The organism is Micromonospora sp. NPDC049891, from assembly GCF_040660295.1.
GTDB lineage: Bacteria > Actinomycetota > Actinomycetes > Mycobacteriales > Micromonosporaceae > Micromonospora.
Genome location: NZ_JBFAML010000019.1, coordinates 1 through 24,249 on the forward strand (window position 1 = coordinate 1; position 24,249 = coordinate 24,249).

Genomic DNA, 24,249 nt, shown 5'->3' on the forward strand with positions numbered 1-24,249 from the left:
GCCTGGGCCAGCGGCACGGCACGGTGCCGGTAGACCTCGCGGACCCGGGCCCGGACGGCGCGCACGTACGCACCTTCGGTGTCCCGGATTCGCAGGTGTGGGTCAGCGATCCGACCTGGGAAAACCACGTCGCCATCTTCAGCGGCGCCGGTTTCAAAGTGAATACCTATCCGTATTTCGACAGCGAAAGCCTGGGCGTGAAGTTCGACGCCATGCTGGCTGCGCTGAAACAGCTGCCGAAGCACAGCATCGCGCTGCTGCATCCGTGCTGCCACAACCCGACCGGTTCCGACCTGACCCCCGCCCAGTGGGATGAGGTGGTCAAGGTGATCGCCGATCGTGAAATCATTCCGTTCCTTGATATCGCCTATCAGGGCTTCGGCGGCGGCATGGAGCAAGACGCCTACGCCATTCGCGCCATCGCGGCGGCCGGCCTGCCGTGCCTGGTGAGCAACTCGTTCTCGAAGATCTTCTCGCTGTACGGCGAGCGCGTCGGCGGCCTGTCGGTGGTGTGCGAAAGCGAAGAGGCGGCCGGGCGCGTGCTGGGCCAGCTGAAGGCCACCGTGCGCCGCAACTACTCGAGCCCGCCGAACTTCGGCGCGCAGCTGGTGGCTAAGGTGCTGAACGACGCCCAGCTGAAAACCCAGTGGCTGGACGAAGTGGAGAGCATGCGCACCCGCATTCTCGAGATGCGTCACGCGCTGGTGGACACCCTGAAGAGCGCGCTGCCGCAGCGCAATTTCGATTACCTGCTGGCTCAGCGCGGCATGTTCAGCTACACCGGCTTCAGCGCGGCGCAGGTCGATCGCCTGCGTGAAGAGTTTGGCGTCTACCTGATCCACAGCGGCCGCATGTGCGTGGCCGGCCTGAACCACAACAATGTGCGTCAGGTGGCCGAGGCGTTTGCCGCGGTGCAGTAACGCCTGTTAGTCTGAACGGACGTTCATCGGGGAGCGATAGCGATATCGCTCCTTTTTTATTGCCGGTGCGCCGCCGAAGTTGCCGCAAACCGGAGAGAGAATATACTGATTGAGGGGCGCTCACTCATGTGGCATCAGCAAACGCTAATCCTCAGCGCAAAAGCGCGTGGCTTTCATCTGGTTACCGACGAGATCGTCAACCAGTTAACCCACTTACACCGCCTGCAAACCGGCCTGCTGCATCTGTTGCTGCAGCATACCTCGGCCTCGCTGACGCTCAACGAGAACTGCGATCCCACGGTGCGAGCCGATATGGAGCAGCATTTCCTGCGCCAGGTGCCGGAAAACGCACCCTATCAACATGACTACGAAGGGCCGGACGACATGCCGGCGCACATCAAATCCTCGCTGCTGGGCGCTTCCTTGACGCTGCCCGTCAGGCACGGGCGGCTGATGTTGGGCACATGGCAGGGCATCTGGCTGGGGGAGCACCGCATCCACGGCGGAGCACGCCGTATTGTGGCCACATTACAGGGGGAATAACCCAATGAATAACAGCGCATTGCTGGAGTACTGCATGGCGAAGCCGGGCGCGGAGCAGAGCGACCAGAACCAGTGGCAGGCCAGCCAGATCAAGGTGGGCGACGTGATGTTCGCGATGGTGTGCGAGGTCGAAGGGCGGCCGGCGCTGGCAATCAAGTCCAGCCCGGAGCTGGCGGAAAGCCTGCGCGAGCACCACCCGGAGATCGTCGCCTGCGACGGCCTGAACAAGGCGCACTGGAATACGGTGTTTCTCGACGGCAACCTGCCGAACTCGCAGTTTTATACGCTGATCGACAGCTCCTATCAGCTGGTGGTGGAAGGCCTGCCCGAACACGTGCGCCAGGAACTGCGCGCCTGATTGCCGGGCGGCGGCACCGCCCGTTTTTCTCCTGCTTTTTCGTGTTAAATCGTGATCGCGGCTTTAAATTGGGAACGTTCCCTTTTTGTCGTCAGGAAAAAACGGCTACGCTTGGGCATTCAAGAAACGCGGATAAGATTAAGGAGGCCGACATGGCCATCAGCGAAGAAAAGCGCAAGATGATCGCCGGGGAGCTGTACGACGCCGGTGATGACCTGCTGCGCAGCGAACGTCGGCGCGCGCGCCAGTTGACGCATCGCTATAACCACTCCTCGCCGGAAGAGGGCGAGCTGCGCAAACAATGGCTGGACGAGCTGCTGGGCGGCTATCAGGGCGGCACCATTGAGCCGACGTTCCGCTGCGACTACGGCTATAACATCTATCTCGGCAAGAGCTTCTACGCCAATTTCGACTGCGTGATCCTCGACGTGTGCGAGGTGCATATTGGCGATAACTGCCTGCTGGCGCCGGGCGTGCATATCTACACCGCCACCCATCCGCTGGACGCCGAGACCCGCGTCGGCGGCGCGGAGTTCGGCAAGCCGGTCAAGATTGGCGACAACGTGTGGATCGGCGGGCGCGCGGTGATCAATCCGGGCGTGACCATCGGCGATAATGCGGTCGTGGCCTCCGGCGCGGTAGTGACCAAAGACGTGCCGGCCAACTGCGTGGTGGGCGGCAACCCGGCCAGGGTCATCAAGCAGCTATAAAAAAACGGGCGCCGCCGGGCGCCCGCTGTCATCAGGCTCGCAGCGAGTCGATATCCACCACGAAGCGGTACTTCACGTCGCTTTTCAGCATGCGCTCATAGGCCTCATTAATTTGCTGCATCGGGATCAGCTCGATATCGGACGTGATGCCGTGTTGGCCGCAGAAGTCCAGCATCTCTTGCGTTTCCGCGATGCCGCCGATCAGCGAACCGGCGATGCGGCGGCGCTTCATGATCAGGTTGAACACCTGCGGCGACGGATGATCGTGCTCCGGCGCGCCGACCAGCGTTAGGGTGCCGTCGCGGCGCAGTAAGTTGAGGAACGGGTTCAGATCGTGCTGAGCCGCTACCGTGTTGAGGATGAAGTCGAAGCTATTAACGTGCTGCGCCATTTCATCCGGGTTGCGCGAAATCACCACTTCATGGGCGCCGAGGCGCTTGGCGTCTTCTATTTTCGACGGCGAGGTGGTGAACAGCACCACGTGCGCGCCCATCGCCCGCGCCAGTTTGACGCCCATGTGCCCCAGCCCGCCGAGGCCGACGATGCCGACCTTTTTGCCTGGCCCCGCGCCCCACTGGCGCAGCGGCGAATAGGTGGTGATGCCGGCGCACAGCAGCGGAGCGACCCCGGCCGGATCGAGATTTTCCGGCACGCGCAGCACGAAGTCCTGATCTACCACCAGATTGGTGGAGTAGCCGCCGTAGGTTACGGCACCGGTCTGACGATCCTGGCCGTTATAGGTGCCGGTAAAGCCGTTCTCGCAATACTGTTCCAACCCCTCATCGCAGCTCGGACAGCTGCGGCAGGAATCCACCATGCAACCGACGCCGACCAGATCGCCGACCCGGTAACGCGAGACATGGCCGCCGACGGCGCTGACGCGCCCGACGATTTCATGGCCTGGTACCACCGGGTAAATCGTATTGCTCCATTCGTTGCGAGCCTGATGCAGGTCCGAATGGCAGACACCGCAGAACAACACCTGAATTTGCACATCGTGGTCGCGCAGGGCGCGCGGTGGGTAATCGAAAGGCACCAGCGCAGATTTCGCATCATGCGCGGCATAGGCATGGGTAATGTTCATGGTCGCTCCAGTTATCAATGTAGGGCTGCTCGTCGCCGGCAACGGTGGCAGCGCCGCCGAAGCGCAACACCTGACCGCCGAGCTGGTCGGCAAGCTCCGCGACGACCGCCAGCCGCTGTCCGCAATCGCACTGCACGCCGAGACGTCGGCGTTGACCGCGATCGGCAACGACTACGGCTACACGGAGGTCTTCGCCCGGCAGGTCCGCGCGCACGGCCGGCCCGACGACGTGCTGCTGCTGCTGTCCACGAGCGGCGGCAGCGACAACCTGCTCGCTGCCGCGCGGGCCGGTCGGGAGGCGGGACTGCGGTGCTGGGCGTTCACCGGGCCGGCGCCGAATCCGCTCGCCGAGGCGTGTCACGAGGTGCTCGCCGTGGACTCCCCGGACACCCAGGTGGTCCAGGAGCTGCACCTGGTCTCCAGCCACCTGCTGTGCGAGTACGTCGAGCAGGCGATGGCCGAGCAGCTGACACCGGCGGCACCAGCGGCCGGTGCGGTGCGGGCCGGTGTCGAGGTGGTGCTGGACGGCGGTGCCGTCCGGCCGGTGCAGGCGTGAGGAGGCAAGCGTGACGGGACCCGTGGTGGTGGTCGGCGACACCCTGCTCGACCGGGACGTCGAGGGTGTGGTCAACCGGCTCTGTCCGGACTCGCCGGTGCCCGTGCTCGACGAGATCGCGCACGTGGATCGGCCCGGCGGCGCCGGTCTCTCCGCCGTCTTCGCCGCCGCACAGGGTGCCGAGGTGGTGCTGGTGACCGCGTTGGCCGACGACGCCGGTGGAGCCCGGCTCAGCGTGCTGCTCGCCGCCGCCGGGGTGCAGGTGTACCCGCTGCGGCTGAACGGTGCGACGCCGGAGAAGATCCGGCTGCGGTCCGGGGGCCGGGTGCTGCTGCGCCACGACCGGGGTGGCGGGGTGGGGGAGCTGGGGGAGCCGGGTGACGCGGTGCTGCGCGTCCTGGACCGGGCATCGGTGGTCCTGGTCAGCGACTACGGCCGCGCGGTGGCACGGCAGCCGGCGCTGCGGGCGGCCCTGGCTTCGATCCGTGCCCCGCTGGTGTGGGATCCCCACCCGCGTGGTCCCGCCGCGGTGCCCGGGGCGAACCTGGTCACCCCGAACGAGGCGGAGGTGCGGGAGCTGACGGAGGCACCTGTCGGCGCCACCCGGCTGGCCACCGCCGCCGAGGGGGCGCAGCGACTGCGGCAGCGGTGGCGGGCGGGGGCGGTGGCGGTGACCCTCGGTGCCGACGGCGCGCTGCTCAGCCATGCCGGGTCGACACCGCTGATGGTGCCCGCTCCGGTGGCCGCCGAGGGGGACACCTGTGGCGCGGGTGACCGGTTCGCCGTCGCGGCCGGCCTCGCCCTGTCCCGTGGTGCGTTGGTCTCCGAGGCGGTGCAGGAGGCGGTGGCGGACGCCTCGGCGTACGTGGCGGACGGCGGGGTGGCGACGGCCCTGCCGGCGCCGGTGCGGCGTGCCCCGCAGGCGGTGCATGCCGCGGTCGCCGGCGACCGGGTCGGGGTGGCCGCGTCCGCCGCCGTGGTCGCCCGGGTCCGCGCCGCCGGTGGCACCGTCGTCGCCACCGGTGGCTGTTTCGACCTGCTGCACGCCGGTCACGTGGCGACGTTGCAGGCCGCCCGGCAGCTCGGTGACTGCCTGATCGTGTGCCTCAACTCCGACGCCAGCGTCGCCGGGCTCAAGGGGCCGGACCGGCCAATCATGCGTCAGGACGACCGAAGTCGGTTGCTGGCCGCGCTGAGCTGCGTCGACGCGGTGATGATCTTCGACGAGCCGACGCCGACGGCGGCGCTGTCCTGGCTGCGCCCGGACGTCTGGGTCAAGGGTGGGGACTACGGCACCGGCGGTGTTGACGGTGACGGTCTCCCGGAGGCGGAGATCCTGCGTCGGTGGGGCGGCCACACGGTGGTGGTGCCCTACCTGGACGGGCGCTCCACCACCGAGATGATCGCCGCGACGGCCAACCGCAAGGTAGTGGAGGTGCGGCGGTGAGCGTGCGGAGCGAGCCGGTGTTGCGAGCCCCGCGGCCGCGAACGGAGGTTGCCCGGTGAGCGCGCCGGGTACCGGCCGGACCGTGCTGGTCACCGGTGGCTCCAGCGGACTGGGCGCGGCCGTGGTGGCGGCGGTGGCTGCCGCCGGTGGCCGGCCGCTGGTGCTGGACCGGCAGGCGCCGGCCGACGGGGTGCCCTGGGTGGAGTGCGACCTGGCCGACACCCGGAGCGCCGAGGCGGCCACCCGCGAGCTGGCCGAGCGGGTGGGCGGGCTGGACGCGGTGGTGACCGCCGCCGGCATCGACGTGCCCGGCCGGCTCGCCGACGTGCCCGGTGAGACCTGGGACCGGATCATCGCAGTCGACCTGCTGGCCACCGCCGCGGTGGTCCGGGCCGCGCTGCCGTTCCTGGTGGCATCCCGGGGCACCGTCGTGACGGTGGCCTCCACGCTCGGCGTCAAGGCGGTGAGCGACGCCACGGCGTACTGTGCGGCGAAGTTCGGGGTGGTCGGGTTCACCCGGGCGCTCGCCGCCGAGCTGGCCGGCACGGTCGGCGTCACGCTGCTCATCCCGGGTGGGATGCGGACGGCCTTCTTCGACGAGCGCGACAAGCAGTACCGGCCGGGGCCGGACGCGATCCTCAACGATCCGGCCGACACCGCCGCCGCCGTCATGTTCGCCCTGTCCCAGCCGGCCGGCTGCGCGATCCGCGAGATGGTGGTCTGCGCCGATCAGGAGACGTCGTACCCGTGATCCTGGCGCTGCGTGCCCTCGGCGTCGGTGACCTCGCCACCGCGGTCCCGGCGTTGCGGGCGTTGCGCGCCGCCTACCCGGACCAGCAGCTGGTGCTCGCCGCGCCGGCCTGGCTCGGACCGCTTGTCGAGCTGGTCGGCGGGGTGGACCGGCTGCTGCCCACCGATGGCCTGAACCGGCTGGACCGGCCCGCCGGGCGGGTGGAGGTGGCGGTCAACCTGCACGGCCGGGGTCCGCAGTCGCACCGGATGCTGGCCGCGGTCGACCCGGGCCGGCTGCTCGCCTTCGCCAACGCCGAGGCGCCGCACGTCGACGGGCCGGACTGGGACGACGACGAGCACGAGGTGTCGCGCTGGTGCCGGCTGCTGCGCGGGTACGGGGTTCCGGCCGACCCGACCGACCTGGACCTGCGCCGGCCGGGTCCAAAGCTGGCGGCAGGCGGGCTCACGGTGCTGCACCCCGGCTCGAAGGAGCCGGCCAAGCGCTGGCCGGCCGGCCGGTACGCGGCACTGGCCCGGGAGCTGACCGGGCGGGGGCACCGGGTGGTGTTGACCGGCAACGCGTCGGAGCGGACCGTGGTCGCCGGTATCGCGTACCAGGCGGGGCTGCCCGCCGCCGCGGTGCTGGCCGGTCGGACGGACCTGACCCAGCTCGCCGCTCTGATCGCCGGAGCGCGCCTGGTGGTCAGCGGGGACACCGGAGTGGCACACCTGGCCACCGGCTACCGGACTCCGTCGGTGGTGTTGTTCGGCCCGGTTCCGCCCGCCCGGTGGGGGCCACCGCCGGAGCGCCGACGGCACCTGGCGCTCTGGGCCGGCGCGCGGGCATGGCCGGAGTGGGACGGGGTAGGTGACCATCCCACGATGGTCGCCCTCGGTGTGGACGAGGTGCTGGCCGCCGTCGACGAGGTGGAGCGGGCGGTGCGGGTGGACCGTGCGGTTGCGGCGTAGCGATCCGGGTCGGCCGGGTTACCGGCGGCGCCGGCGGGGCAGAGGTTGGTCGTTCCTGGACCCGCGCGGTGAGCCGGTACGCGACCCCGACGAGTTGGCCCGGCTGCGGGAACTTGTCATCCCACCGGCCTGGCGGGAGGTGTGGATCTCGCCGTACCCCAACGGGCACATCCAGGCCATCGGCGTCGACGCGGCCGGTCGTAAGCAGTACCTCTACCACCCGCTGTGGCGGCAACGGCAGGACGAGGCGAAGTTCGACCACGTACTGGAGGTGGCGGGCCGGCTGCCGCTGTTGCGCGAGCGGGTCGACAACGACCTGGCGGTACGGGGGCTGCGTCGCGAGCGGGTGCTGGCCACGGTGACCCGGCTGCTCGACATGGGCACCTTCCGGGTCGGCAGCGACCAGTACGCGGTGGGTGAGGATCCGACGTTCGGGGTGGCCACCCTGCGCCCCGAGCACGCCCGGCTCCGCCGGGGTTGCGTGCTGTTCGAGTTCCCGGCCAAGGGCGGTATCGAGCAGGCACGGCTGATCTCCGACCCGCAGCTGTGCCGGGTACTTGCCGACCTGCGTCGGCGGCGGCGGGCGGCCGACCGGTTGTTCGGCTACTGGGACGGTCGGCAGTGGCGGGACGTACGGGCTGACGAGGTCAACGACTACCTGCGCGAGGCCAGCGGTGGCGAGATGACCGCGAAGGACTTCCGGACCTGGCACGCGACGGTACGGGCCGCGACGGAGCTGGCCGCGTTCGCCTCGTCCCGGTCGGTCACCGCCCGTCGTCGAGCGGTGGCGGCGGTGATGAGGCAGGTGGCGGAGCTGCTCGGCAACACACCGACGGTGGCCCGTGCGTCGTACGTGGATCCGAGGGTGGTGGATCTGTTCCACGACGGCGTGGTCGTCCCGGTGGCCGAGGGGACCTCGCCGGAGCAGGCCGAACGGGCGGTGCTGACCCTGCTGGCGCGGGCCTGACCGGGGCCTCAACCAGCGTCGGGTCTACCGCCGCCACCCGACCGGCCGGCATCGCGGGCCGGATCAGGCATCGCGGGATTCGGCGTCGCGGACAGTGCCGGCGGCACGGGTTTCGATCATCGCGGCCACCCCGTCGAGGATCCGGCCCAGCCCGAACCGCCATTCGAGGTCGGTGTCGTCGTCGTACTCGTCGCCCTCGGCCAGCAGCTCGTGAATCGCCGGGTACGGGCCGGGCGCGGTGACCGTGGCGAGGTACCGCCAGTAGCGCAGGCCCACCTGCTCCGGCGTCTGTCCGGTCCGGGCGGCGCCCTCGGCGATGTCGGCGGTGAGCGTGGCCCAGCTGCGGGCGTACCCACTGACCAGCATGATCGCGGCGATCCGCTCACTGGCGCGCAGGCCGGTGCCGCGCAGTGCGGCGAGCCCGTACTCCAGCCAGCGCACCTGGTTGGGGTTGATCGGTGGCCCGCTGATCGGCACGTGCCGCATCCAGGGCTGTCGGCGCAGTGCGGCGACGTTGCCCTCCCCCCACCGGGCCAGGGCCGGCCGCCAGCCCTCGTCGGCGCCACGGGGGGGCGGTGGCGGGCCGAACGCGGTGTCCACCATGAGGTCGAGCAGATCGTGCTTGGTGGGCACGTACCGGTACAGCGACATCGTCGCCACGCCGAGTTCGCTGGCCACCCGGCTCATCGACACCGCCGCCAGCCCTTCCGCCTGGGCGATCTGGATTCCGGCGGCAACCACCTGGTCGAGGCTGAGGCTGCGCTTCGGACCACGGCTCGGGCGGTCGCGCAGGCCCCAGGCGAGCGCGATGTTCTCGGGCAGCTCGACGTCGGGTCCGTCCACTCCACCTCCCAGGCCAGCGTTGACCGCCAGCATAGCTTCTGCGTATGGTCTACGCAGATAAGCGTATGACGTACGCAGATTGGGAGGTGTTCATGGTGCACGGACCGCCATCGGTCGAGCTGCTCGACCTGCGCAAGTCATTCGGGGGCCTCGTCGTGCTCGACGGGCTGACCCTGCGGGTACCCACGGGTGGGGTGCACGCCCTGCTGGGCCAGAACGGGGCCGGCAAGACCACCACGGTGCGGATCCTGGCGACGCTCACCCGGCCGGACTCGGGTACCGCCCGGGTCGCCGGCCACGACGTGGTGCGCGAGCGGCGGCGGGTTCGCCGGACGATCAGCCTCGCCGGCCAGCACGCGGCGCTCGACGACGGGCAGACCGGTGTGGAGAACCTGACCATGCTGGCCCGGCTCGCCGGGTTGCGGGCACCCGCGGCCCGCGCCCGCGCCGCGGCGCTGCTCGATCGGTTCGACCTGGCCGACGCCGGCGGGCGACGGGTGATCACGTACTCCGGTGGGATGCGGCGACGTCTCGACCTGGCGGCCAGCCTGGTCGGCTCACCCTCGGTGATCTTCCTGGACGAGCCCACCACCGGGTTGGACCCGCGCAGCCGGCAGGCGCTGTGGGAGGTGATCGGCGAACTGGCCGGTGCCGGGGTGACGGTGCTGCTGACCACGCAGTACCTGGAGGAGGCCGACCGCCTGGCCGACCGGATCATGGTGCTGCACGGTGGCGGGCTGGTCGCCGAGGGGACCGCGGCCGAACTCAAGCGGCGCTTCGGTGCCCAGCGGTTGGAGCTGACCTGGCGCGACGCCGCCGGTCTCGCCGAGGCGGCGCGGCGGTTGGGTGACCGCGTCACCCACCGCGAGCCGGCCCGGCTGGCGTTGTCGGTGGCCACCGACGGCAGTGCGCCACAGGTCCGCAGCCTGCTGGACGAGGTCGATCCGGACCGGCACGGGGTGGTCCGGTTCACCGTCCGGGAGGCGACCCTGGACGACGTCTTCTTCACCCTCACCGGCCGTCCGGTGAGCCCTGAGCGGGAGGTGGCCGGTGTCTGAGCTGACTGTCCGACCGATGCACGCCGCCGTGATGGTCGGCCGCTGTGTGCGGCTGTCCCGGCGCAACATCGACGCGCTGCTCACCTCGCTGCTGCTGCCGGTGATCCTGATGCTGCTCTTCGTCTATCTCTTCGGCGGGGCGATCGACACCGGTTCGGCGTACGTGACGTACGTGGTGCCCGGGGTGCTGCTGCTCTGCGCCGGCTTCGGGGCGGCCGGCACGGCGGTCAGCGTCACCACCGACCTGACCAACGGCATGATCGAACGGCTACGCACGATGGACGTCGGCGCCACCTCCATCCTCGCCGGGCACGTGGTGGCGAGCGTGGCGCGCAACACGGTCTCCACGGTGCTGGTGCTGGGGGTGGCGGTGGCCATCGGGTTCCGGCCGGCCGTCGCGCCGCTGCGCTGGCTGGCCGCTGCCGGGGTGCTGCTGCTGTTCCTGCTGGCGGTGTCGTGGCTCTCGGCGGCGTTCGGGCTGCTGGCCAGGACCCCGGAGGCGGCCAACGGCTACACCTTCCTGGTGATGTTCCTGCCCTATCCGAGCAGCGCCTTCGTACCCGTCGAGACCATGCCCAGCTGGCTGCGCGGCTTCGCCGAGCATCAACCGGTCACGCCGGTCATCGAGTCCCTGCGCGGCCTCCTGCTGGACACCCCGGTCGGCACGGCGCCCACCCGGGCGGCGGCCTGGTGCATCGCCCTGCTCGCGCTGGCGGTGCTCCTCTCCACCGTCCTCTTCCGCCGCCGCGTCGCCTGACGCCCTCCCCACCATGTTGATCATGAGATTAGCGGCGGTTTCGATCTCGAAAACTGCCGCTAACCTCATGATCAACGGGGCAGATGGGTGGGGTGGGTCAGTCGTTGAGGATCTGGGAGAGGCGGTCGCGGAAGCGCCGCTCGGAGGGGCTGACCTCGGTGCCGCCGAGGCCGAGCACGCCGCCGCTGCTGGCGGCGCCGACGACCTGCTCGGCGATCTCCACCAGCCAGTGCCGGTACGCGCCCGCCTCGCCCTCGTCCACCTTGGCCGCCAGCAGCGCCGACGCCTCCTTCGCCCGGCCCAGCACGTCCTCGGCGTAGCCGCGCGGGTCCGCGGGCTCGATGACCGGCATCTCCTCGCCGGCCTCCGGGTCGCCGACCCGGGTGACGATCTCGCCGGCCACGGCGGCCACCAGCGGGCTGGCCGACTCCCGCCCGCCGGAGATGGTCTCCAGGCCGGCGGCGCCCTCGGCCATCGTCGCCTTGGTGCCGTCGGACTCGGCGGCACTCGCCGCGGTGAGCACCGACTGTGGCAGCCCGACCAGCAGCCCCCACTCCTCGTCGGAGAAACCGAAACCGGTGTACGCCGGCTCTTCGATCACGACCCGCCCCTCCCGCTCGTCGTTCACGTTCTGGTCAACCGCGCCGCCAGCGGCGGCCGGCCGGTCTGGTCCAGCAGCCGTCGGCGCCGGACCGGTCACCGGCGGCCCGGTCTGGTCCAGTCGCCGGCGGCCGGCTCAGGTTAGTCCAGGGTCAGCAGACCCTGTTCGGACACCACGCTCACCGACAGCGTCTTGTACCCGACCTCGTCGAACAGGACCGTCATCCGGCCCTCCTCGTAGCTGAGTACCAGGCCGGAGCCCCACTCCGCGTGCCGCACCTGGCTGTGCACGGGGAACGGGCCGACCGAGCCGTCGTCGGGAACGCTGGTGCCCGCGTGGCAGTTGTCGCAGTGCCCGCAGATCTCGGTCATCTGCTCGCCGAAGTAGGCGAGCAACGTCTGGCCCCGGCAGGCGCTGGTCTCGGCGAAGGCACGCATCATGTCGGTGCGCGACCGGGTCAGGCTCTGCTGCCGCTCCGCCTCAGCGACCGCGGCCGCCGCCGCGTCGACCGGAGTGGGGGCGTAGCGGGGCGCGCTGACGCGTTGTCCCGCCGCCTGCACAGCGGCGCCGACCTGCTCCAGCAGGGCGAGGTACTGCCCGAGCTTGCGTGGGCCGAGCCCGGTCACCTCGCGCAGTTCCTTACGCGTGGTCGGTCCCTTGCGCAGCAACGCGGCCAGGTCGCGCAGCTCGGTGGCGTCGGGCAGGCCACCGCTGAAGTAGCGTTGCAGCCCGACGTCCTCGGCCTGCCACAGCAGCAGGACCCGGGCCGCCTCGCCGTCGCGGCCGGCGCGGCCGATCTCCTGGAAGTAGCTGTCCGGCGAGTCGGGCAGTGCCATGTGCACCACCCAGGCGATGTTGGGCTTGTCGATCCCCATGCCGAAGGCCGAGGTCGCCACCATGATCGGCACCTGGTCGGCGAGGAACGCCTCGTGCAGCCGGGTACGGGCGTTGGCCGGCATGCCGCCGTGGTAGTACTGCGCGGGATAGCCCGTGTCGGTCAGCCGGGCGGCAAGTTCCTCGGCGGCGCGACGGGTGGGCACGTAGATGATGCCGGGCCGCTTGTCGTCGCGCAGCAGGGCGATCAGGCGCCGCCACCGGTAGTCCTCGGTGGGGCAGTGCGCCACCTCCAGGAAAAGGTTGGGCCGATCCAGGCCGGAGACCACGATCTCGGGCTTGTGCAGCCGCAGCCGGTCGACGATGTCGTCGCGGACCGGCGGGGAGGCGGTGGCGGTGAGCGCGACCACCGGCGGTCGGCCGATGCCCTCGATGAGCTGCCCGAGGGCCAGGTAGTCCGGGCGGAAGTCGTGGCCCCAGGCGGAGATGCAGTGCGCCTCGTCGATCGCCACCAGCGCCGGCCGCAGGTCGCGGACCTCAGCCAACCGGTCCGGGTTGGCCAACTGCTCCGGGGTGATGAAGAGGAACTCCGCCCGCCCGTCGCGGATCTCGGCGATCGCCTCGGCCTGCTGGGCCGCTGTCTCGTCCGAGCTGATCCGGACCGCCCGCAGTTCCGATCGCTGTCGCTCGTTGAGCGCGGCGATCTGGTCCTGCTGGAGCGCCAGGAGGGGGGAGATCACCACGGTCGGGCCGGGGATCAGGCTGGCCGGGATCTGGTAGATCGCCGACTTGCCGGCGCCGGTGGGCAGCACCACCAGGGCGTCACGGCGGCGCATCACGGCTCGCATCGCGGCCAACTGGTTGGGCCGCAGAGTGGTCCAACCGAACAGGCTGCGCGCGGCTCGGCGCAACGACATCGAGTGCGTGGTCAGCTTCATCGAAGGCCGCAGGTACCCGGGAGGCTCCGCGCCGAAACCCGTGTTGATCAGCGCGCCCGGGGCAGCACCTCGCGCTGGTACAGGTCGAGCAGCCCCTGCCAGTTCGGCCCGGTGTTGGCGACGTAGACCTCGTCGAAACCGGCGGTCGCGTACGCGTCGATCTTCGCCAGGTGGGCGTCGGCGTCGTTGCCGCAGACGAACGCCTCGCGCATCGCCTCCGGATCCACGAGCGTGGCGGCCTGCTCGAAGTGGCGGGGCGAGGGCAGGACCTGGAGCAGCTCACCGGGGATCGCCTCGGTCGGCCAGCGCTCGTACGCCAGCCGCATGCCCTCCTCCACCGTCGGCGCGTACGCGGCCTTGAAACCGGCCTGGCACGGCTTGTCGCCTCCGCCGTTGTCCCGGAACCGGCTTACCAGGTCGGCGTCGGGCATGGTGTTGACGAAGCCGTCGCCGATGCTTGCGGCCAGGTCCACCGCCTTCGGCCCGAACGCGGAGACGTAGACCGGCGGCGGAGTCTCGGGCAGGGTGTAGATCCGGGCGTGCTCCACCTGGTAATGCCGGCCGTGGTGGTTGACGAAGCCGCCGCTCCACAGCTTGCGCATCACCTCGACCGCCTCCTCCAGCATCTCCAGCCGGACGCCGGCCTGCGGCCAGTGGTCGCCGAGGATGTGCTCGTTGAGTGCCTCGCCGGAGCCGACCCCGAGGACGAAGCGGCCCGAGTGCAGCACCGCGCTTGTCGCCGCGGCCTGGGCGAGCACCGCGGGGTGGATGCGTACGGTCGGGCAGGTGACGGCGGTGGTCACCGGGAGCCGGCAGACCTGGCTCAGCGCGCCGATCATCGACCAGACGAAGGGACTCTGCCCCTGGGCGTCCGTCCAGGGGTGGTAGTGATCGGAGATCCACAGCGCCTCGAAACCGGCCCGCTCGGCGGCCCGTGCCTGGTCGAGCAGTTCGGCCGGCGCGTACTCCTCGGTGGACAGGAAGTACCCGATCTTCATTTTTCCCCCTCGGCCCGCTGGTGCCTGTGGGGCAGGCGGTACCCCGGCGGGCGCCTGTCACACCCCCGACGGGCTCAGCGACGGAACATCGCGCGGATGGCGAGGAGCAGCAGCAGGCCGCCGACCACCAGGCCGAGCAGGCGTACGCCGGGGACGTCGGCCGCGCTCGTCGCGTCGGCCAGCAGTACGGGGTCCATACCCGCACTGTCGCGGTGCAGCGCTCCCAAGGCAACTGTAAGGTTTATTGACTATTGCGTGGCGCGGTGTGACCATGTCTGCACCGCCGGCTGGCGGGGGAGTCCACGGCGGAACACGCGGGGGTACAGCGCCGAATGAGTGAGCGGCAGCGAGCGAATCATCAACTCAGCGCGGCGGTGCCTCATGGCGGCACGCAGCGAAGCGGAGTGCCGGCATGAGTGAGCGAGTCGAGCGCAACGGAAACCTGGCAGCCCTGGCGGCCGCCGTCCTCCAGCCCGGTTTCGTCGGCACCGTACCGCCCGCCTGGATCTGCCGCTGGCTCGGCGACGGGCTCGGCTCGGTGGTGCTGTTCAGCCGCAACGTCGTCGATCCCGGGCAGGTCGCCGCACTCACCGCCGCGCTGCGCGCGGAGCGCCCCGACGTGATCGTCGCCATCGACGAGGAGGCGGGTGACGTCACCCGCATCGAGTCCGGCCGGGGCAGTTCCCGCCCGGGCAACCTCGCACTCGGCGCGGTCGACGACCCGGCCCTCACCGAGGAGGTGGCCCGCGATCTGGGCGAGGAGCTGGCCGCCGCCGGGATCACCCTCAACTACGCGCCGGACGTCGACGTCAACTCCAACCCGGACAACCCGGTGATCGGTGTCCGTTCGTTCGGCGCCGAGCCGTCGCTCGTCGCCCGGCACACCACCGCCTGGGTACGCGGTCTGCAAGCCGGTGGCGTCGCCGCCTGCGCGAAGCACTTCCCGGGCCACGGTGACACCCGCGTCGACTCCCACCACGACCTGCCCCGGATCGTCGCCGACCGGGCCCGGCTGCACGCCGTCGAGCTGGCCCCGTTCCGGGCCGCCGTGGCGGCGGGCGTCCAGGCGGTGATGACCGGGCACCTGCTGGTACCGGCACTGGATCCCGACCTCCCCGCCACCCTGAGCGGCCGCATTCTGGGTGGCCTGCTGCGCGAGGAGATGGGCTTCGAGGGTGTGGTGGTGACCGACGCGGTGGAGATGGGCGCGGTGGCCGACCGCTACGGTTTCGCCGGCGCCGCGGTGCGGGCCCTGGCGGCCGGGGCGGACGCGATCTGTGTGGGCGGTGAGCACGCCGACGAGGAGACGGCCCGTCACCTGCGGGACGCCATCGTCGACGCGGTCGTCGCCGGGGAACTGCCCGAGGAGCGGCTGGCCGAGGCGGCCAAGCGGGTCGGGCAACTCGCCGCCTGGACGGTGGCGGCCCGTACCGCCCGTCCCGGAACTCGGGCCGCCGCGGCCGGCACCGGCTCGACGGTCGGGCTGACGGCGGCCCGACTCGCCGTCCGGGTCACCACCGCCGAGGCCACGGCAACCACGTTGCCGCTGACCGGCCCGTCGCACGTGGTGGAGTTCCAGCCACCACACAACATCGCGATCGGGTCGGAGACCCCGTGGGGGGTGGCGGAACCGCTTACCGCTCTCGTGCCGGGCACCACGAGCGTCCGGTACGTCGAGCACTCGGTGCCGGCCGACCCGACCGTCGGCGCCACCGGTCGGCCGCTGGTGCTTGTGGTGCGCGACCTGCACCGGCATGCCTGGATGCGGGACGCCGTGGACCGGGCACTGGCTGCCCGCCCCGACGCGGTGGTCGTCGAACTCGGGGTCCCCGCCCTGGTCACCGGCGCGGTGCACGTCGCCACCCACGGCGCCACCCGGGCCGCCGGTCGGGCCGCCGCCGAACTGCTCGGTGGGGGCGCCGTCAGCCCGGGCTGGTGACCAGGTCGGCGTACTCCGGATGGCGTTCGATGAAGGCGGCCATGAACGGGCAGCGTGGCACCACCCGCTGCCGCTGCGCGCGGACCTGGTCCAGCGTGCCGCGGATCAGCGCCGCACCGACGCCCATGTTCTGGAAGGCCGGGTCCACCTCGGTGTGCGTGAAGATCAGCACCTCGTCCCGGGGCAGATACGCGGTGAAGCCGGCGAGCGCGTCGTCGACCAGGATCTCGTAGCGGTGTTTGGCGGGATTGTCCTCGACCAGCATGCTCACCTCTGCATTGTCCATCGGCCGTCCGCCGAACCGGTCGGTTCGCTGACGTCTCGTACGCTTGACCGCGTGACCAACCGATCCCCCGCCCGCAGGACCCCGCTCACCTTCACCCGTAGCACCCCCACCCGGCTGGCCGGACTGCTGGCCGGCCTCGCACTCGGCGCGGCCCTGCTGGCCGGTTGCAGCTCGGAAGGGGCCAGCACCAACTGTGGGCTGGACGCCTGCACGGTGACCTTCGACCGGGGCGTGGACGCCCGGGCCAACATCCTCGGCGTCGAGGCCCGGTTGGTCGAGGCACAGGACGACGTCGTCACCATCGAGGTCGGCGGCGAGCAACTGTCGCTCACCGTCGGCCAGCAGGCGGCCGACGTCGGTGGCCTCGCGGTCACCCTGGACAGCGTGACCGACACCGAGGTGAAGGTCCGGATCGCGCGTAACGGCGGCTGACCGTAACCGGGCGGCGGCCAGCACGTTTGGAAATCTTCGCGTTCGGAGATTGAGGCGCCATGTCTCTTACCCGGAACGCCGAAGCCACCGCCGCCCGTACGGCCGACAGCCGGTGGCTGGAACTCCTCGCCCGGGCCGGTTTCATCGGCTACGGGATCGTGCACCTGCTGTTCGGCTGGCTGGCGCTGCAGATCGCCTTCGGCAACTCGTCCGATGACGGCGACCAGTCCGGCGCGCTGCGTACCCTCGCCGCGCAACCAATGGGCAAGTTCCTGGTCATCGCCATCGCCGTGGGCATGCTCGCCATGGCGATCTGGCAGGCCCTCGAGGCGGCGGTCGGGCACCGCACCGAGCGGGGCAACGACCGAGTCAAGGAACGGGTCATCTCCGCCGCCCGCACCGTCATCTACCTCTGGCTGGCCTGGACCGCCTGGAAGGTCTTCTCCAACGCCAACTCGGACAGCGCCTCCCAGCAGGAGGACCTGACCGCCCGGATGATGGAGTCCACGGGTGGCCGCTGGCTGGTCGGCCTCGCCGGCCTGGTGCTCATGGGCATCGGTGTCGGCATGGCGATCTACGGCATCAAGAAGAAGTTCATGAAGCGGCTGAAGACCGGCGAGATGAACGCCAAGACCACTCAGCTCGCCCGCCGGCTCGGCATGGCCGGCTACGCCTCCCGGGGTACCGCCTTCGCGGTGACCGGTCTGCTGGTCGTGCTGGCCGCGGTGAACTACGACCCGGAGAAGGCCCGTGGCCTGGACGCCGCGCTGCGGACCCTGCGGGACCAGGCGTTCGGCACCATCCTGCTCGCCCTCATCGCCCTGGGCATCGCGGCCTTCGGCGTCTACTGCTTCCTCCAGTCCCGCTACCGCAAGGTATGACCTTCTCCTCCGTGGCCGCCCCGACGGTGGCCGGTGACGGCGATCCAAGGCACCATTGCCCCTTTGCCGGATCTTGATCGCCCGTTCGCCGGACGCCGCCGTCGGGGCCCGCCGTCGGGTCGGAAGGAGAAGCGACACGTGCACAGTTACCTCGTGACGGTCGTCGCCGCGCTCGCCGCGGCGGCGATCGCTCTTGCCGTGGTCGAGGTGGTGCATCGCCTCACCCGTCGGTGGGGCCGCCGATCGCTGCTGCTCACCGAGTTGACCGAGCACGCGCACCGCTCGTTCCAGGTCGCCGCCACCGTGCTCGCCGTGCAGTTCGCCGTCCGGTTCACCACCGGGTACGCGGTCGGCACCGGCTGGCGTCAGGCACTGCTGCACCTGCTGGTGCTCGCCGTCATCGCCGCCGGCGCCTGGCTGGTCGCCTCGCTGCTGGTGGTGGTGGAGGATACCGCGCTCGCCCGCTTCCGGGTGGACGTGCCGGACAACCGGCACGCGCGGCGGGTACGGACCCAGGTGGTGATGCTGCGTCGGTTGACGATCGTGGTGATCGTCGTACTCACCGTCGGCGTGATGCTGATGACCTTCCCCGCCGTGCGGGGCATCGGTGCCGGCGTGCTGACCAGCGCCGGTCTGGTCGGTGTCGTCGCCGCGCTGGCCGCACAGAGCCTGCTGGGCAACCTCTTCGCCGGCCTGCAACTGGCCTTCAGTGACGCGGTGCGGCTGGACGACGTGGTGGTGGTCGAGGGGGAGTGGGGCCGGATCGAGGAGCTGACGCTCAGCTACGTGGTGGTCCAGATCTGGGACGACCGGCGGCTGATCCTGCCCACCTCCTACTTCACCAGCACTCCGTTCCAGAACTGGACCCGCACCGAGGCGGCGGTCCTGGGCACTGCCGAGTTCGAGGTCGACTGGTCGATCCCGGTGCAGGCCATGCGGGAGGAGCTGCGTCGGCTGGTGGAGAGCACCGAGCTGTGGGACGGCCGGGTCTGTGTCCTCCAGGTGACCGACGCGACCGGCGGCATGATCAAGGTTCGCGCGTTGGTGAGCGCCGGCAACGCGGGCGCGCTGTGGGACCTGCGCTGCCGGGTGCGGGAACATCTGGTGGCGTGGGTACGCGACCACCGCCCCACCGCCATGCCCCGGCTGCGTACCGAGGTCGGCGACGGCGGAAGCGACCTGCCGTGGCAGTGGGTTCAGCCGCGGCACTCGGCACGCCGCCGGGCCGCGGCCGAGGTCCCCGACGATGCCCGCCTCTTCGGTGGCAGCGACGACGGTCAGGCCCGCAACGAGGCCTTCGTCGGCCCCGACGAGACCGTGGAACCTCGGCAGCCCGCCGAACCTCGCCGCTGAGCATCTCGTTATCCACTCGGATGTGGAGGTTTGGCGCGGCGTTTGACGGGGACGTGCTGCCCGACGCTTCTGCCCCTTTTCCGGGAACAGGATTGACGAGCGGCGACTCCGGGCATACAGCGCGGTGATGACGAGAGGGGGACAGCATGGCTGACGTGGCGAACGCCCGTACGTCCCACAACGGGCGTACGTCCCACAACGGGACCGAGCCGTCCACCGCCGAACTGGTCCAGCGGGCGACGGAACAGGTCTCGCGCCTGGTCCGGGACGAACTCACGCTGGCCCGCGCCGAGCTGACCGAGAAGGGCAAGCAGGCCGGCATCGGCGCCGGCCTGTTCGCCGGTGGGGGTGCCCTCGCCTTCTTCGGCCTGGGGGCACTGGTGACCGCCGCGATCCTCCTGCTGGCCCTGGTGCTGCCGGCGTGGGCAGCCGCCCTGATCGTGGCGGTGGCCCTGTTCCTGGCCGCCGGAGTGCTCGCGCTGATCGGCAAGCGCCGGGTCAGCCGCGCGGTCCCGCCGGTGCCCGAGGCGACGGTGCGCAGCCTGCGGGCCGATGTCGACGTGGTCAGTGCTGCGGTGAAGGACAGGGGACGGGCATGACGGGCAACGGTACGGGTGACACCGAGGCGCTGCGGGAGGAGATCCGGCGCACCCGCGTGGAACTGGGCGAGACGATGGAGGCGTTGGCCGCCAAGGCCGACGTGAAGAAGCGGCTGAAGTCCTCGGCGGACCAGGCGCGGGAGCGGGTACGCGAGCAGGCCGCGTTGACCGTCGCCCGGGTCCGCGCCCAGTCCGGTCTCACCCACCAGCAGGGACCGAGTCGGCAGGGTCCTGCTCCGTTCGTCGCGCTCGCGGTAGGTGCGGTCGCCGCCGCCGTGGTGCTGATGATCATCAGAGGGAGGCGTGGGTGAGCAAGGGAATCGGCAAGGCCGCCTACAAACCGGTAGGCGTGCTGATGGGTTTCGCCGCCGGTGCGATCGCGGGCGTGCTCTTCCGACAGGTGTGGAAGATGACCGCTGGTGACGGCGAGGCGCCCAACCCGACCGATGAGGACCGCCGCTGGGGCGAGGTCCTGGCCGCGGCCGCCTTGCAGGGTGCCATCTTCTCGGTCGTCCGGGCCGCCGTGGACCGGGGCGGCGCGGTAGGTGTCCGCCGGCTCACCGGTCGTTGGCCGGACTGAAGGCCTGTGTCAAGGGCCCTCTCACCATTTGTCGGTGAGGGGGCCTTTTGCCTTATCCACAGCGCCCGCCCGATGATCTCACGCATCCGTCAGGTCACATGTCGGAGAATTTCGTCCGGTAGGCTGTGCAGAGTTTTTGCGTACGTGGTTAAGCTGTTCCACGCTGTTGAGAGATCGCGTGGATTGAGAGAAGTCTCCTTCACCGGGGGCCGTCTCAGGCACCGCTGCTCGAAAACGGCCAACCGGCCGCACGGTGTGCTCGGCCGCCAGTTTTAGAAGGAGTTGCACATGGCGCAGGGAACCGTGAAGTGGTTCAACGCTGACAAGGGCTTCGGCTTCATCACCGTCGACGGCGGGGGTGCTGACGTGTTCGTCCACTTCTCGGCCATCCAGTCCAGCGGCTACCGCACGCTGGAGGAGAACCAGCGGGTGGAGTTCGAGATCGCCCAGGGCCAGAAGGGTCCGCAGGCCGAGCAGGTCCGCCCCCTCTGAGGCACCGGTCGGCGACCGCCGGCCAGTGGCGAGGCAGTCCCCGAATCAGTGCGAAGCCCCGCGTCCCGACCGGACGCGGGGCTTTCCGCATCGTGGGCGCGGCGGCGTCAGCGGCGGTTGCGGGCGCGTACGCCGAGCCAGAGCAGCGCCAACCCGACAAGTACCAGCAACGGTCCGAGTACCGCCCAGATCCGCTGGCCGGTCATCACGCTGCCCTCGACGTAACCGAGGCCCTGCACCGTCCACACCGCACCGACGACCACGGCCAGCAGGCCGAGTGTGAGCCGGAGCCAACCGTTCATCGCGGTCTCCCTCTGTTGTGGCCCGCCGCCGACCGGTCCGCCGGGGGGTGGCCCGTCGCCGGGCGCGCCGCTCACCATCGGTGGTGCACCTGGGGGCGGATCAGGTCGTCGTAGACCGCCGCCACCTCGGCCAGTTCGGTGGTGGACAGTGGCGGCTGGCCGGCCACGGCGGCATTGCCGCGGGCCTGGGTGGCGTCGCGGGCACCCGGGATGACCACCGTGACGCCCGGTTGGTCGAGCACCCAGCGCAGGGCGAACTGGGCCATCGTGCGGTCCTCGCCCACCAGCGGGGCGATCCGCCGCACGGCGGCCAGGCCGGTGGTGAAGTCCACTCCGGAGAACGTCTCGCCGACGTCGAACGCCTCGCCGTGCCGGTTGTAGTTGCGGTGATCGTCGGCGGCGAAGGTGGTGTGCTCGTCGTACCGGCCGGAGAGCAGGCCACTTGCCAGCGGGACGCGGGCGATGATGCCGACCCCGGCGGCCGAGGCGGCCGGCAGTACCCGTTCGAGCGGCTTGTGGCGCAGCGCGTTGAGGATGATCTGCACGCTGGCCACCCCGGGCCGGGCGATCGCGGTGAGCGCCTCGTCGCAGGTCTCCACGCTGACGCCGTACGCGGCGATCCGCTTCTCGGCCACCAGGGTGTCGAGGGCGTCGAAGACCTCGTCGGTGGCGAAGACCGCCGTCGGCGGGCAGTGCAGCTGCACCAGGTCCAACGTGTCCACGCCGAGGTTCGTCCGGGACCGGTCGGTCCATTGGCGGAAGTTGTCCAGGGTGTACGCCTCGGGCGTCTGCGTCACCCGACGGCCCATCTTGGTCGCCACGGTAAGCCCGGCGTCGGGGTGCGCCGCCAGGAAGCGTCCGATCAGCTGTTCGCTGCGCCCGTCGCCGTAGACGTCGGCGGTGTCCAGGAAGGTGACCCCGGCGTCGACCGCGGCGCTGAGCACCGCCATCGCGTCGTCCTCGGTCACCGTGCCCCAGTCGGCGCCGAGTTGCCAGGCACCGAGCCCGACCACGCCGACCTGGCGATCCATGCGGGGGAACGTGCGTTGCTCCATACGGTGAGCCTAGTGACTCCGCTTGCCGTGACGGGTGCCGGGCCGTACGGTAAACAAGACGGACGTACGGTTTGCGGGAGGTGGGGCGACCATGTGGGATCCGGCGGCGTACCTGCGCTACGGCGACGAACGGTCCCGGCCCTTCCACGACCTGCTGGCCCGGGTGGGCGCCGACCGCCCCCGGCAGGTGGTCGACCTCGGCTGCGGCCCCGGCACCCTGACCGCCGTGCTCGCCGACCGCTGGCCCGACAGTCGGGTCGTCGGCCTGGACTCCTCGCCGGAGATGATCGCCCGGGCCAGCGGGTCGGGCGTCCCGGTGAGCTTCGACGTGGCCGACGTGCGTGACTGGCGTCCGGACCGGGACACCGACGTGGTGGTCAGCAACGCGGTGCTCCAGTGGGTGCCCGGCCACCGGGACCTGCTCGTCCGCTGGGCCACCGAGCTGCCGGCCGGTGCCTGGCTGGCGGTGCAGGTGCCGGGAAACTTCGACGCGCCGTCCCACCGGGTGCTGCGCGAGGTTGCGGGTCGCCCACCCTGGCGGGCGGCGTTGACCCCGCTGCTCCGGGAGGCCCCGGTCGCCGATCCGGTCGACTACGCCGGGTCGCTGGTCGCCGCCGGTTGCACCGTGGACGCCTGGGAGACTACCTACGTGCACCTGCTGGCGGCCGGTCCCGACGCGGACCACCCCGTGCTGACCTGGCTGGAGGGCACCGCCCTGCGCCCGGTCCGGGCCGCGCTGGACGCCGCCGGCTGGTCCGCCTTCCGGGCCGCGCTGGCGGTACGCCTCACCGAGGCGTACCCGGTTCGGCACGGCCAGGTGTACTTCCCGTTCCGACGGATCTTCCTCGTCGCCCGTACCGGTTTCGCCCAGGAGAACTCGTGACCGACCTGCGTACCTTCATCGCCGGACTGCCCAAGGTGGAGCTGCACGTGCACCACGTCGGCTCCGCCTCGCCCCGGATCGTGGCGGAGCTGGCCGCCCGGCACGAGGGGCGCAGCCCCGTCCCGGCAGACCCGCAGCTGCTGGCGGACTACTTCGTCTTCCGCGACTTCGCCCACTTCGTCGAGCTGTACCTCAGCGTCGTGGACCTGGTCCGGGACCCGGACGACGTCTGGATCCTCACCCACGAGGTGGCCCGGGAGCTGGCCCGCCAGCAGGTCCGCTACGCCGAGCTGACCGTGACGCCCTACTCCCACGTACGGCGCGGCATTCCGGCACCGGCGTTCTGCGAGGCGATCGAGGACGCCCGCAAGAGGGCCGCCGCCGACTTCGGCATCGAGCTGCGCTGGTGCTTCGACATTCCCGGCGAGGCGGGCCTGCCGGCGGCCGAGGAGACGCTGCGGATCGCGCTCGACGAGCGTCCCGACGGGCTGATCAGCTTCGGCCTCGGCGGCCCGGAGATCGGCGTACCGAGGCCGCAGTTCAAGCCCTACTTCGACCAGGCGCGGGCAGCCGGTCTGCGCTCGGTTCCGCATGCCGGGGAGACCACCGGCCCGCAGACGATCTGGGACGCGCTGCACGAGCTGGGTGCCGAACGCATCGGGCACGGCATCTCCGCCGCGCAGGATCCGCGACTGCTCACGTACCTGGCCGAGCGGGGGATCGCGCTGGAGGTCTGCCCGACGTCGAATGTGCGTACCCGGGCCGTGGCCGACATCGACGAGCACCCGCTGCGCCGGCTGGTCGACGCCGGGGTGCTGATCACCATCAACTCCGACGACCCGCCCATGTTCGGCACCACCCTGGACGACGAGTACGCGGTGGCCGCCCGGCTGCTCGACGTCGGCCCGGAAGGGGTGACCGAGCTGGCCCGCAACGCGGTGTCCGCATCCTTCCTCGACGAGACCGGCAAGCAGCGGATCCTCGCGGAGATCGACACCTATTCCGCCGACCGGCGCGGCTGACGCCGCCGGGCGAACCGGCCAGGTGGCGCGCGGCGGGAGGAGGTGTGGGGGGACCGTGTCTCCCGCCGCGCGCACGGCTCCACCGGCCGAATGCGCTGGGAGCGTCAGGC

At 70.9% G+C, this 24,249-nt stretch carries 29 protein-coding genes and 1 pseudogene; 21 read left to right on the forward strand and 9 right to left on the reverse strand.

Going from position 1 to position 24,249, the window contains the following annotated elements; translation table 11 throughout:
- The 4 genes from AB0I71_RS22225 to maa form a co-directional block, all read left to right on the forward strand.
- On the forward strand, window positions 1-920 hold a 920-nt coding region (locus tag AB0I71_RS22225), incomplete at its 5' end, for an aromatic amino acid transaminase (RefSeq protein WP_357587505.1).
- 126 nt (window positions 921-1,046) lie between these two features.
- Window positions 1,047-1,463, forward strand: coding sequence for a secondary thiamine-phosphate synthase enzyme YjbQ (locus AB0I71_RS22230; protein WP_004936779.1), 417 nt, complete (start codon window positions 1,047-1,049; stop codon window positions 1,461-1,463).
- Window positions 1,464-1,467: 4 nt separating this feature from the next.
- Window positions 1,468-1,821 carry an MmcQ/YjbR family DNA-binding protein gene (locus AB0I71_RS22235; RefSeq protein ID WP_025304442.1) on the forward strand — a complete coding sequence of 118 codons (354 nt, stop codon included), beginning with the start codon at window positions 1,468-1,470 and terminating at the stop codon, window positions 1,819-1,821.
- Between the two features lie 152 nt (window positions 1,822-1,973).
- Entirely contained in the window at window positions 1,974-2,531 is a 558-nt protein-coding gene (gene maa / locus AB0I71_RS22240; protein ID WP_049204328.1) for a maltose O-acetyltransferase, read from the forward strand.
- A gap of 31 nt (window positions 2,532-2,562) precedes the next feature.
- Here the strand turns inward: maa and AB0I71_RS22245 are convergent, their stop codons facing one another.
- On the reverse strand, window positions 2,563-3,615 hold the full coding sequence (locus AB0I71_RS22245) for an NAD(P)-dependent alcohol dehydrogenase (protein WP_043139692.1): 1,053 nt from the start codon (window positions 3,613-3,615) through the stop codon (window positions 2,563-2,565).
- A 25-nt stretch (window positions 3,616-3,640) separates the two neighbouring features.
- Between AB0I71_RS22245 and AB0I71_RS22250 the strand changes: the two are divergent.
- The 5 genes and pseudogenes from AB0I71_RS22250 to AB0I71_RS22270 form a co-directional block, all read left to right on the forward strand.
- Window positions 3,641-4,171, forward strand: a pseudogene (locus AB0I71_RS22250) (SIS domain-containing protein); the annotation flags it as partial.
- A gap of 10 nt (window positions 4,172-4,181) precedes the next feature.
- Window positions 4,182-5,618 carry a PfkB family carbohydrate kinase gene (locus tag AB0I71_RS22255; protein ID WP_357587510.1) on the forward strand — a complete coding sequence of 479 codons (1,437 nt, stop codon included), beginning with the start codon at window positions 4,182-4,184 and terminating at the stop codon, window positions 5,616-5,618.
- A 55-nt stretch (window positions 5,619-5,673) separates the two neighbouring features.
- The gene (locus tag AB0I71_RS22260) at window positions 5,674-6,369 is read left to right on the forward strand and encodes an SDR family oxidoreductase (RefSeq protein ID WP_357587512.1); all 696 of its coding nucleotides are present in this window, start codon (window positions 5,674-5,676) and stop codon (window positions 6,367-6,369) included.
- Window positions 6,366-7,319 (forward strand): glycosyltransferase family 9 protein, encoded by a 954-nt coding sequence (locus tag AB0I71_RS22265; RefSeq protein WP_357587514.1) that lies wholly within the window; start codon window positions 6,366-6,368, stop codon window positions 7,317-7,319. Before AB0I71_RS22260 ends, AB0I71_RS22265 begins: the two co-directional genes overlap by 4 nt.
- Entirely contained in the window at window positions 7,303-8,286 is a 984-nt protein-coding gene (locus AB0I71_RS22270; protein ID WP_357587516.1) for a DNA topoisomerase IB, read from the forward strand. The genes AB0I71_RS22265 and AB0I71_RS22270 overlap by 17 nt, the downstream gene beginning before the upstream one ends.
- Window positions 8,287-8,349: 63 nt before the next feature.
- Here the strand turns inward: AB0I71_RS22270 and AB0I71_RS22275 are convergent, their stop codons facing one another.
- Entirely contained in the window at window positions 8,350-9,129 is a 780-nt protein-coding gene (locus tag AB0I71_RS22275) for a TetR/AcrR family transcriptional regulator (protein WP_357587518.1), read from the reverse strand.
- A 65-nt stretch (window positions 9,130-9,194) separates the two neighbouring features.
- Here AB0I71_RS22275 and AB0I71_RS22280 point away from each other — a divergent pair, with 65 nt between their 5' ends.
- A complete protein-coding gene (locus tag AB0I71_RS22280) occupies window positions 9,195-10,187 on the forward strand; it encodes an ATP-binding cassette domain-containing protein (protein ID WP_357587520.1) in 993 nt (330 codons plus the stop codon).
- Window positions 10,180-10,944, forward strand: coding sequence for an ABC transporter permease (locus tag AB0I71_RS22285; RefSeq protein ID WP_357587522.1), 765 nt, complete (start codon window positions 10,180-10,182; stop codon window positions 10,942-10,944). Before AB0I71_RS22280 ends, AB0I71_RS22285 begins: the two co-directional genes overlap by 8 nt.
- Window positions 10,945-11,041: 97 nt before the next feature.
- Here the strand turns inward: AB0I71_RS22285 and AB0I71_RS22290 are convergent, their stop codons facing one another.
- The 4 genes from AB0I71_RS22290 to AB0I71_RS22305 all read right to left on the reverse strand — a co-directional run bounded on the left by AB0I71_RS22290 (window position 11,042) and on the right by AB0I71_RS22305 (window position 14,512).
- Entirely contained in the window at window positions 11,042-11,545 is a 504-nt protein-coding gene (locus tag AB0I71_RS22290) for a hypothetical protein (protein WP_357587695.1), read from the reverse strand.
- A gap of 140 nt (window positions 11,546-11,685) precedes the next feature.
- Window positions 11,686-13,317, reverse strand: a complete 1,632-nt coding sequence (locus AB0I71_RS22295; protein WP_357587524.1) for a RecQ family ATP-dependent DNA helicase — start codon at window positions 13,315-13,317, stop codon at window positions 11,686-11,688.
- Between the two features lie 47 nt (window positions 13,318-13,364).
- On the reverse strand, window positions 13,365-14,315 hold the full coding sequence (locus AB0I71_RS22300) for a TIGR03557 family F420-dependent LLM class oxidoreductase (protein WP_357587526.1): 951 nt from the start codon (window positions 14,313-14,315) through the stop codon (window positions 13,365-13,367).
- A 74-nt stretch (window positions 14,316-14,389) separates the two neighbouring features.
- Window positions 14,390-14,512: a hypothetical protein gene (locus tag AB0I71_RS22305; protein ID WP_357587528.1), complete on the reverse strand. Its 123-nt coding sequence runs from the start codon at window positions 14,510-14,512 to the stop codon at window positions 14,390-14,392.
- Between the two features lie 215 nt (window positions 14,513-14,727).
- Between AB0I71_RS22305 and AB0I71_RS22310 the strand changes: the two genes are divergently transcribed.
- A complete protein-coding gene (locus AB0I71_RS22310) occupies window positions 14,728-16,254 on the forward strand; it encodes a glycoside hydrolase family 3 N-terminal domain-containing protein (protein ID WP_357587530.1) in 1,527 nt (508 codons plus the stop codon).
- Here AB0I71_RS22310 and AB0I71_RS22315 read toward each other — a convergent pair.
- Window positions 16,238-16,519 (reverse strand): GNAT family N-acetyltransferase, encoded by a 282-nt coding sequence (locus AB0I71_RS22315; protein WP_357587697.1) that lies wholly within the window; start codon window positions 16,517-16,519, stop codon window positions 16,238-16,240. The two genes, AB0I71_RS22310 and AB0I71_RS22315, sit on opposite strands and share 17 nt — an antisense overlap.
- A gap of 72 nt (window positions 16,520-16,591) precedes the next feature.
- Between AB0I71_RS22315 and AB0I71_RS22320 the strand changes: the two genes are divergently transcribed.
- The 7 genes from AB0I71_RS22320 to AB0I71_RS22350 all read left to right on the forward strand — a co-directional run bounded on the left by AB0I71_RS22320 (window position 16,592) and on the right by AB0I71_RS22350 (window position 20,877).
- Window positions 16,592-16,972, forward strand: a complete 381-nt coding sequence (locus AB0I71_RS22320) for a hypothetical protein (RefSeq protein WP_357587532.1) — start codon at window positions 16,592-16,594, stop codon at window positions 16,970-16,972.
- Window positions 16,973-17,031: 59 nt separating this feature from the next.
- Window positions 17,032-17,853, forward strand: a complete 822-nt coding sequence (locus tag AB0I71_RS22325) for a DUF1206 domain-containing protein (protein ID WP_357587534.1) — start codon at window positions 17,032-17,034, stop codon at window positions 17,851-17,853.
- 138 nt (window positions 17,854-17,991) lie between these two features.
- Window positions 17,992-19,206 (forward strand): mechanosensitive ion channel domain-containing protein, encoded by a 1,215-nt coding sequence (locus AB0I71_RS22330; RefSeq protein WP_357587536.1) that lies wholly within the window; start codon window positions 17,992-17,994, stop codon window positions 19,204-19,206.
- Between the two features lie 146 nt (window positions 19,207-19,352).
- Window positions 19,353-19,805 (forward strand): phage holin family protein, encoded by a 453-nt coding sequence (locus AB0I71_RS22335; RefSeq protein WP_357587538.1) that lies wholly within the window; start codon window positions 19,353-19,355, stop codon window positions 19,803-19,805.
- Window positions 19,802-20,116, forward strand: coding sequence for a DUF3618 domain-containing protein (locus AB0I71_RS22340; protein WP_357587540.1), 315 nt, complete (start codon window positions 19,802-19,804; stop codon window positions 20,114-20,116). Before AB0I71_RS22335 ends, AB0I71_RS22340 begins: the two co-directional genes overlap by 4 nt.
- The gene (locus tag AB0I71_RS22345) at window positions 20,113-20,385 is read left to right on the forward strand and encodes a DUF4235 domain-containing protein (protein WP_357587542.1); all 273 of its coding nucleotides are present in this window, start codon (window positions 20,113-20,115) and stop codon (window positions 20,383-20,385) included. The genes AB0I71_RS22340 and AB0I71_RS22345 overlap by 4 nt, the downstream gene beginning before the upstream one ends.
- A 288-nt stretch (window positions 20,386-20,673) precedes the next feature.
- The gene (locus AB0I71_RS22350) at window positions 20,674-20,877 is read left to right on the forward strand and encodes a cold-shock protein (protein ID WP_013732668.1); all 204 of its coding nucleotides are present in this window, start codon (window positions 20,674-20,676) and stop codon (window positions 20,875-20,877) included.
- 107 nt (window positions 20,878-20,984) lie between these two features.
- Here AB0I71_RS22350 and AB0I71_RS22355 read toward each other — a convergent pair whose 3' ends face one another.
- Window positions 20,985-21,179 (reverse strand): hypothetical protein, encoded by a 195-nt coding sequence (locus AB0I71_RS22355; protein ID WP_357587545.1) that lies wholly within the window; start codon window positions 21,177-21,179, stop codon window positions 20,985-20,987.
- A 71-nt stretch (window positions 21,180-21,250) separates the two neighbouring features.
- Window positions 21,251-22,234 (reverse strand): aldo/keto reductase, encoded by a 984-nt coding sequence (locus AB0I71_RS22360; protein ID WP_357587547.1) that lies wholly within the window; start codon window positions 22,232-22,234, stop codon window positions 21,251-21,253.
- Between the two features lie 91 nt (window positions 22,235-22,325).
- Between AB0I71_RS22360 and AB0I71_RS22365 the strand changes: the two genes are divergently transcribed.
- Together AB0I71_RS22365 and AB0I71_RS22370 are read left to right on the forward strand one after the other, a co-directional pair.
- A complete protein-coding gene (locus tag AB0I71_RS22365; RefSeq protein WP_357587549.1) occupies window positions 22,326-23,117 on the forward strand; it encodes a trans-aconitate 2-methyltransferase in 792 nt (263 codons plus the stop codon).
- Window positions 23,114-24,139: an adenosine deaminase gene (locus AB0I71_RS22370; protein WP_357587551.1), complete on the forward strand. Its 1,026-nt coding sequence runs from the start codon at window positions 23,114-23,116 to the stop codon at window positions 24,137-24,139. The genes AB0I71_RS22365 and AB0I71_RS22370 overlap by 4 nt, the downstream gene beginning before the upstream one ends.
- Window positions 24,140-24,249 lie beyond the last annotated feature (110 nt).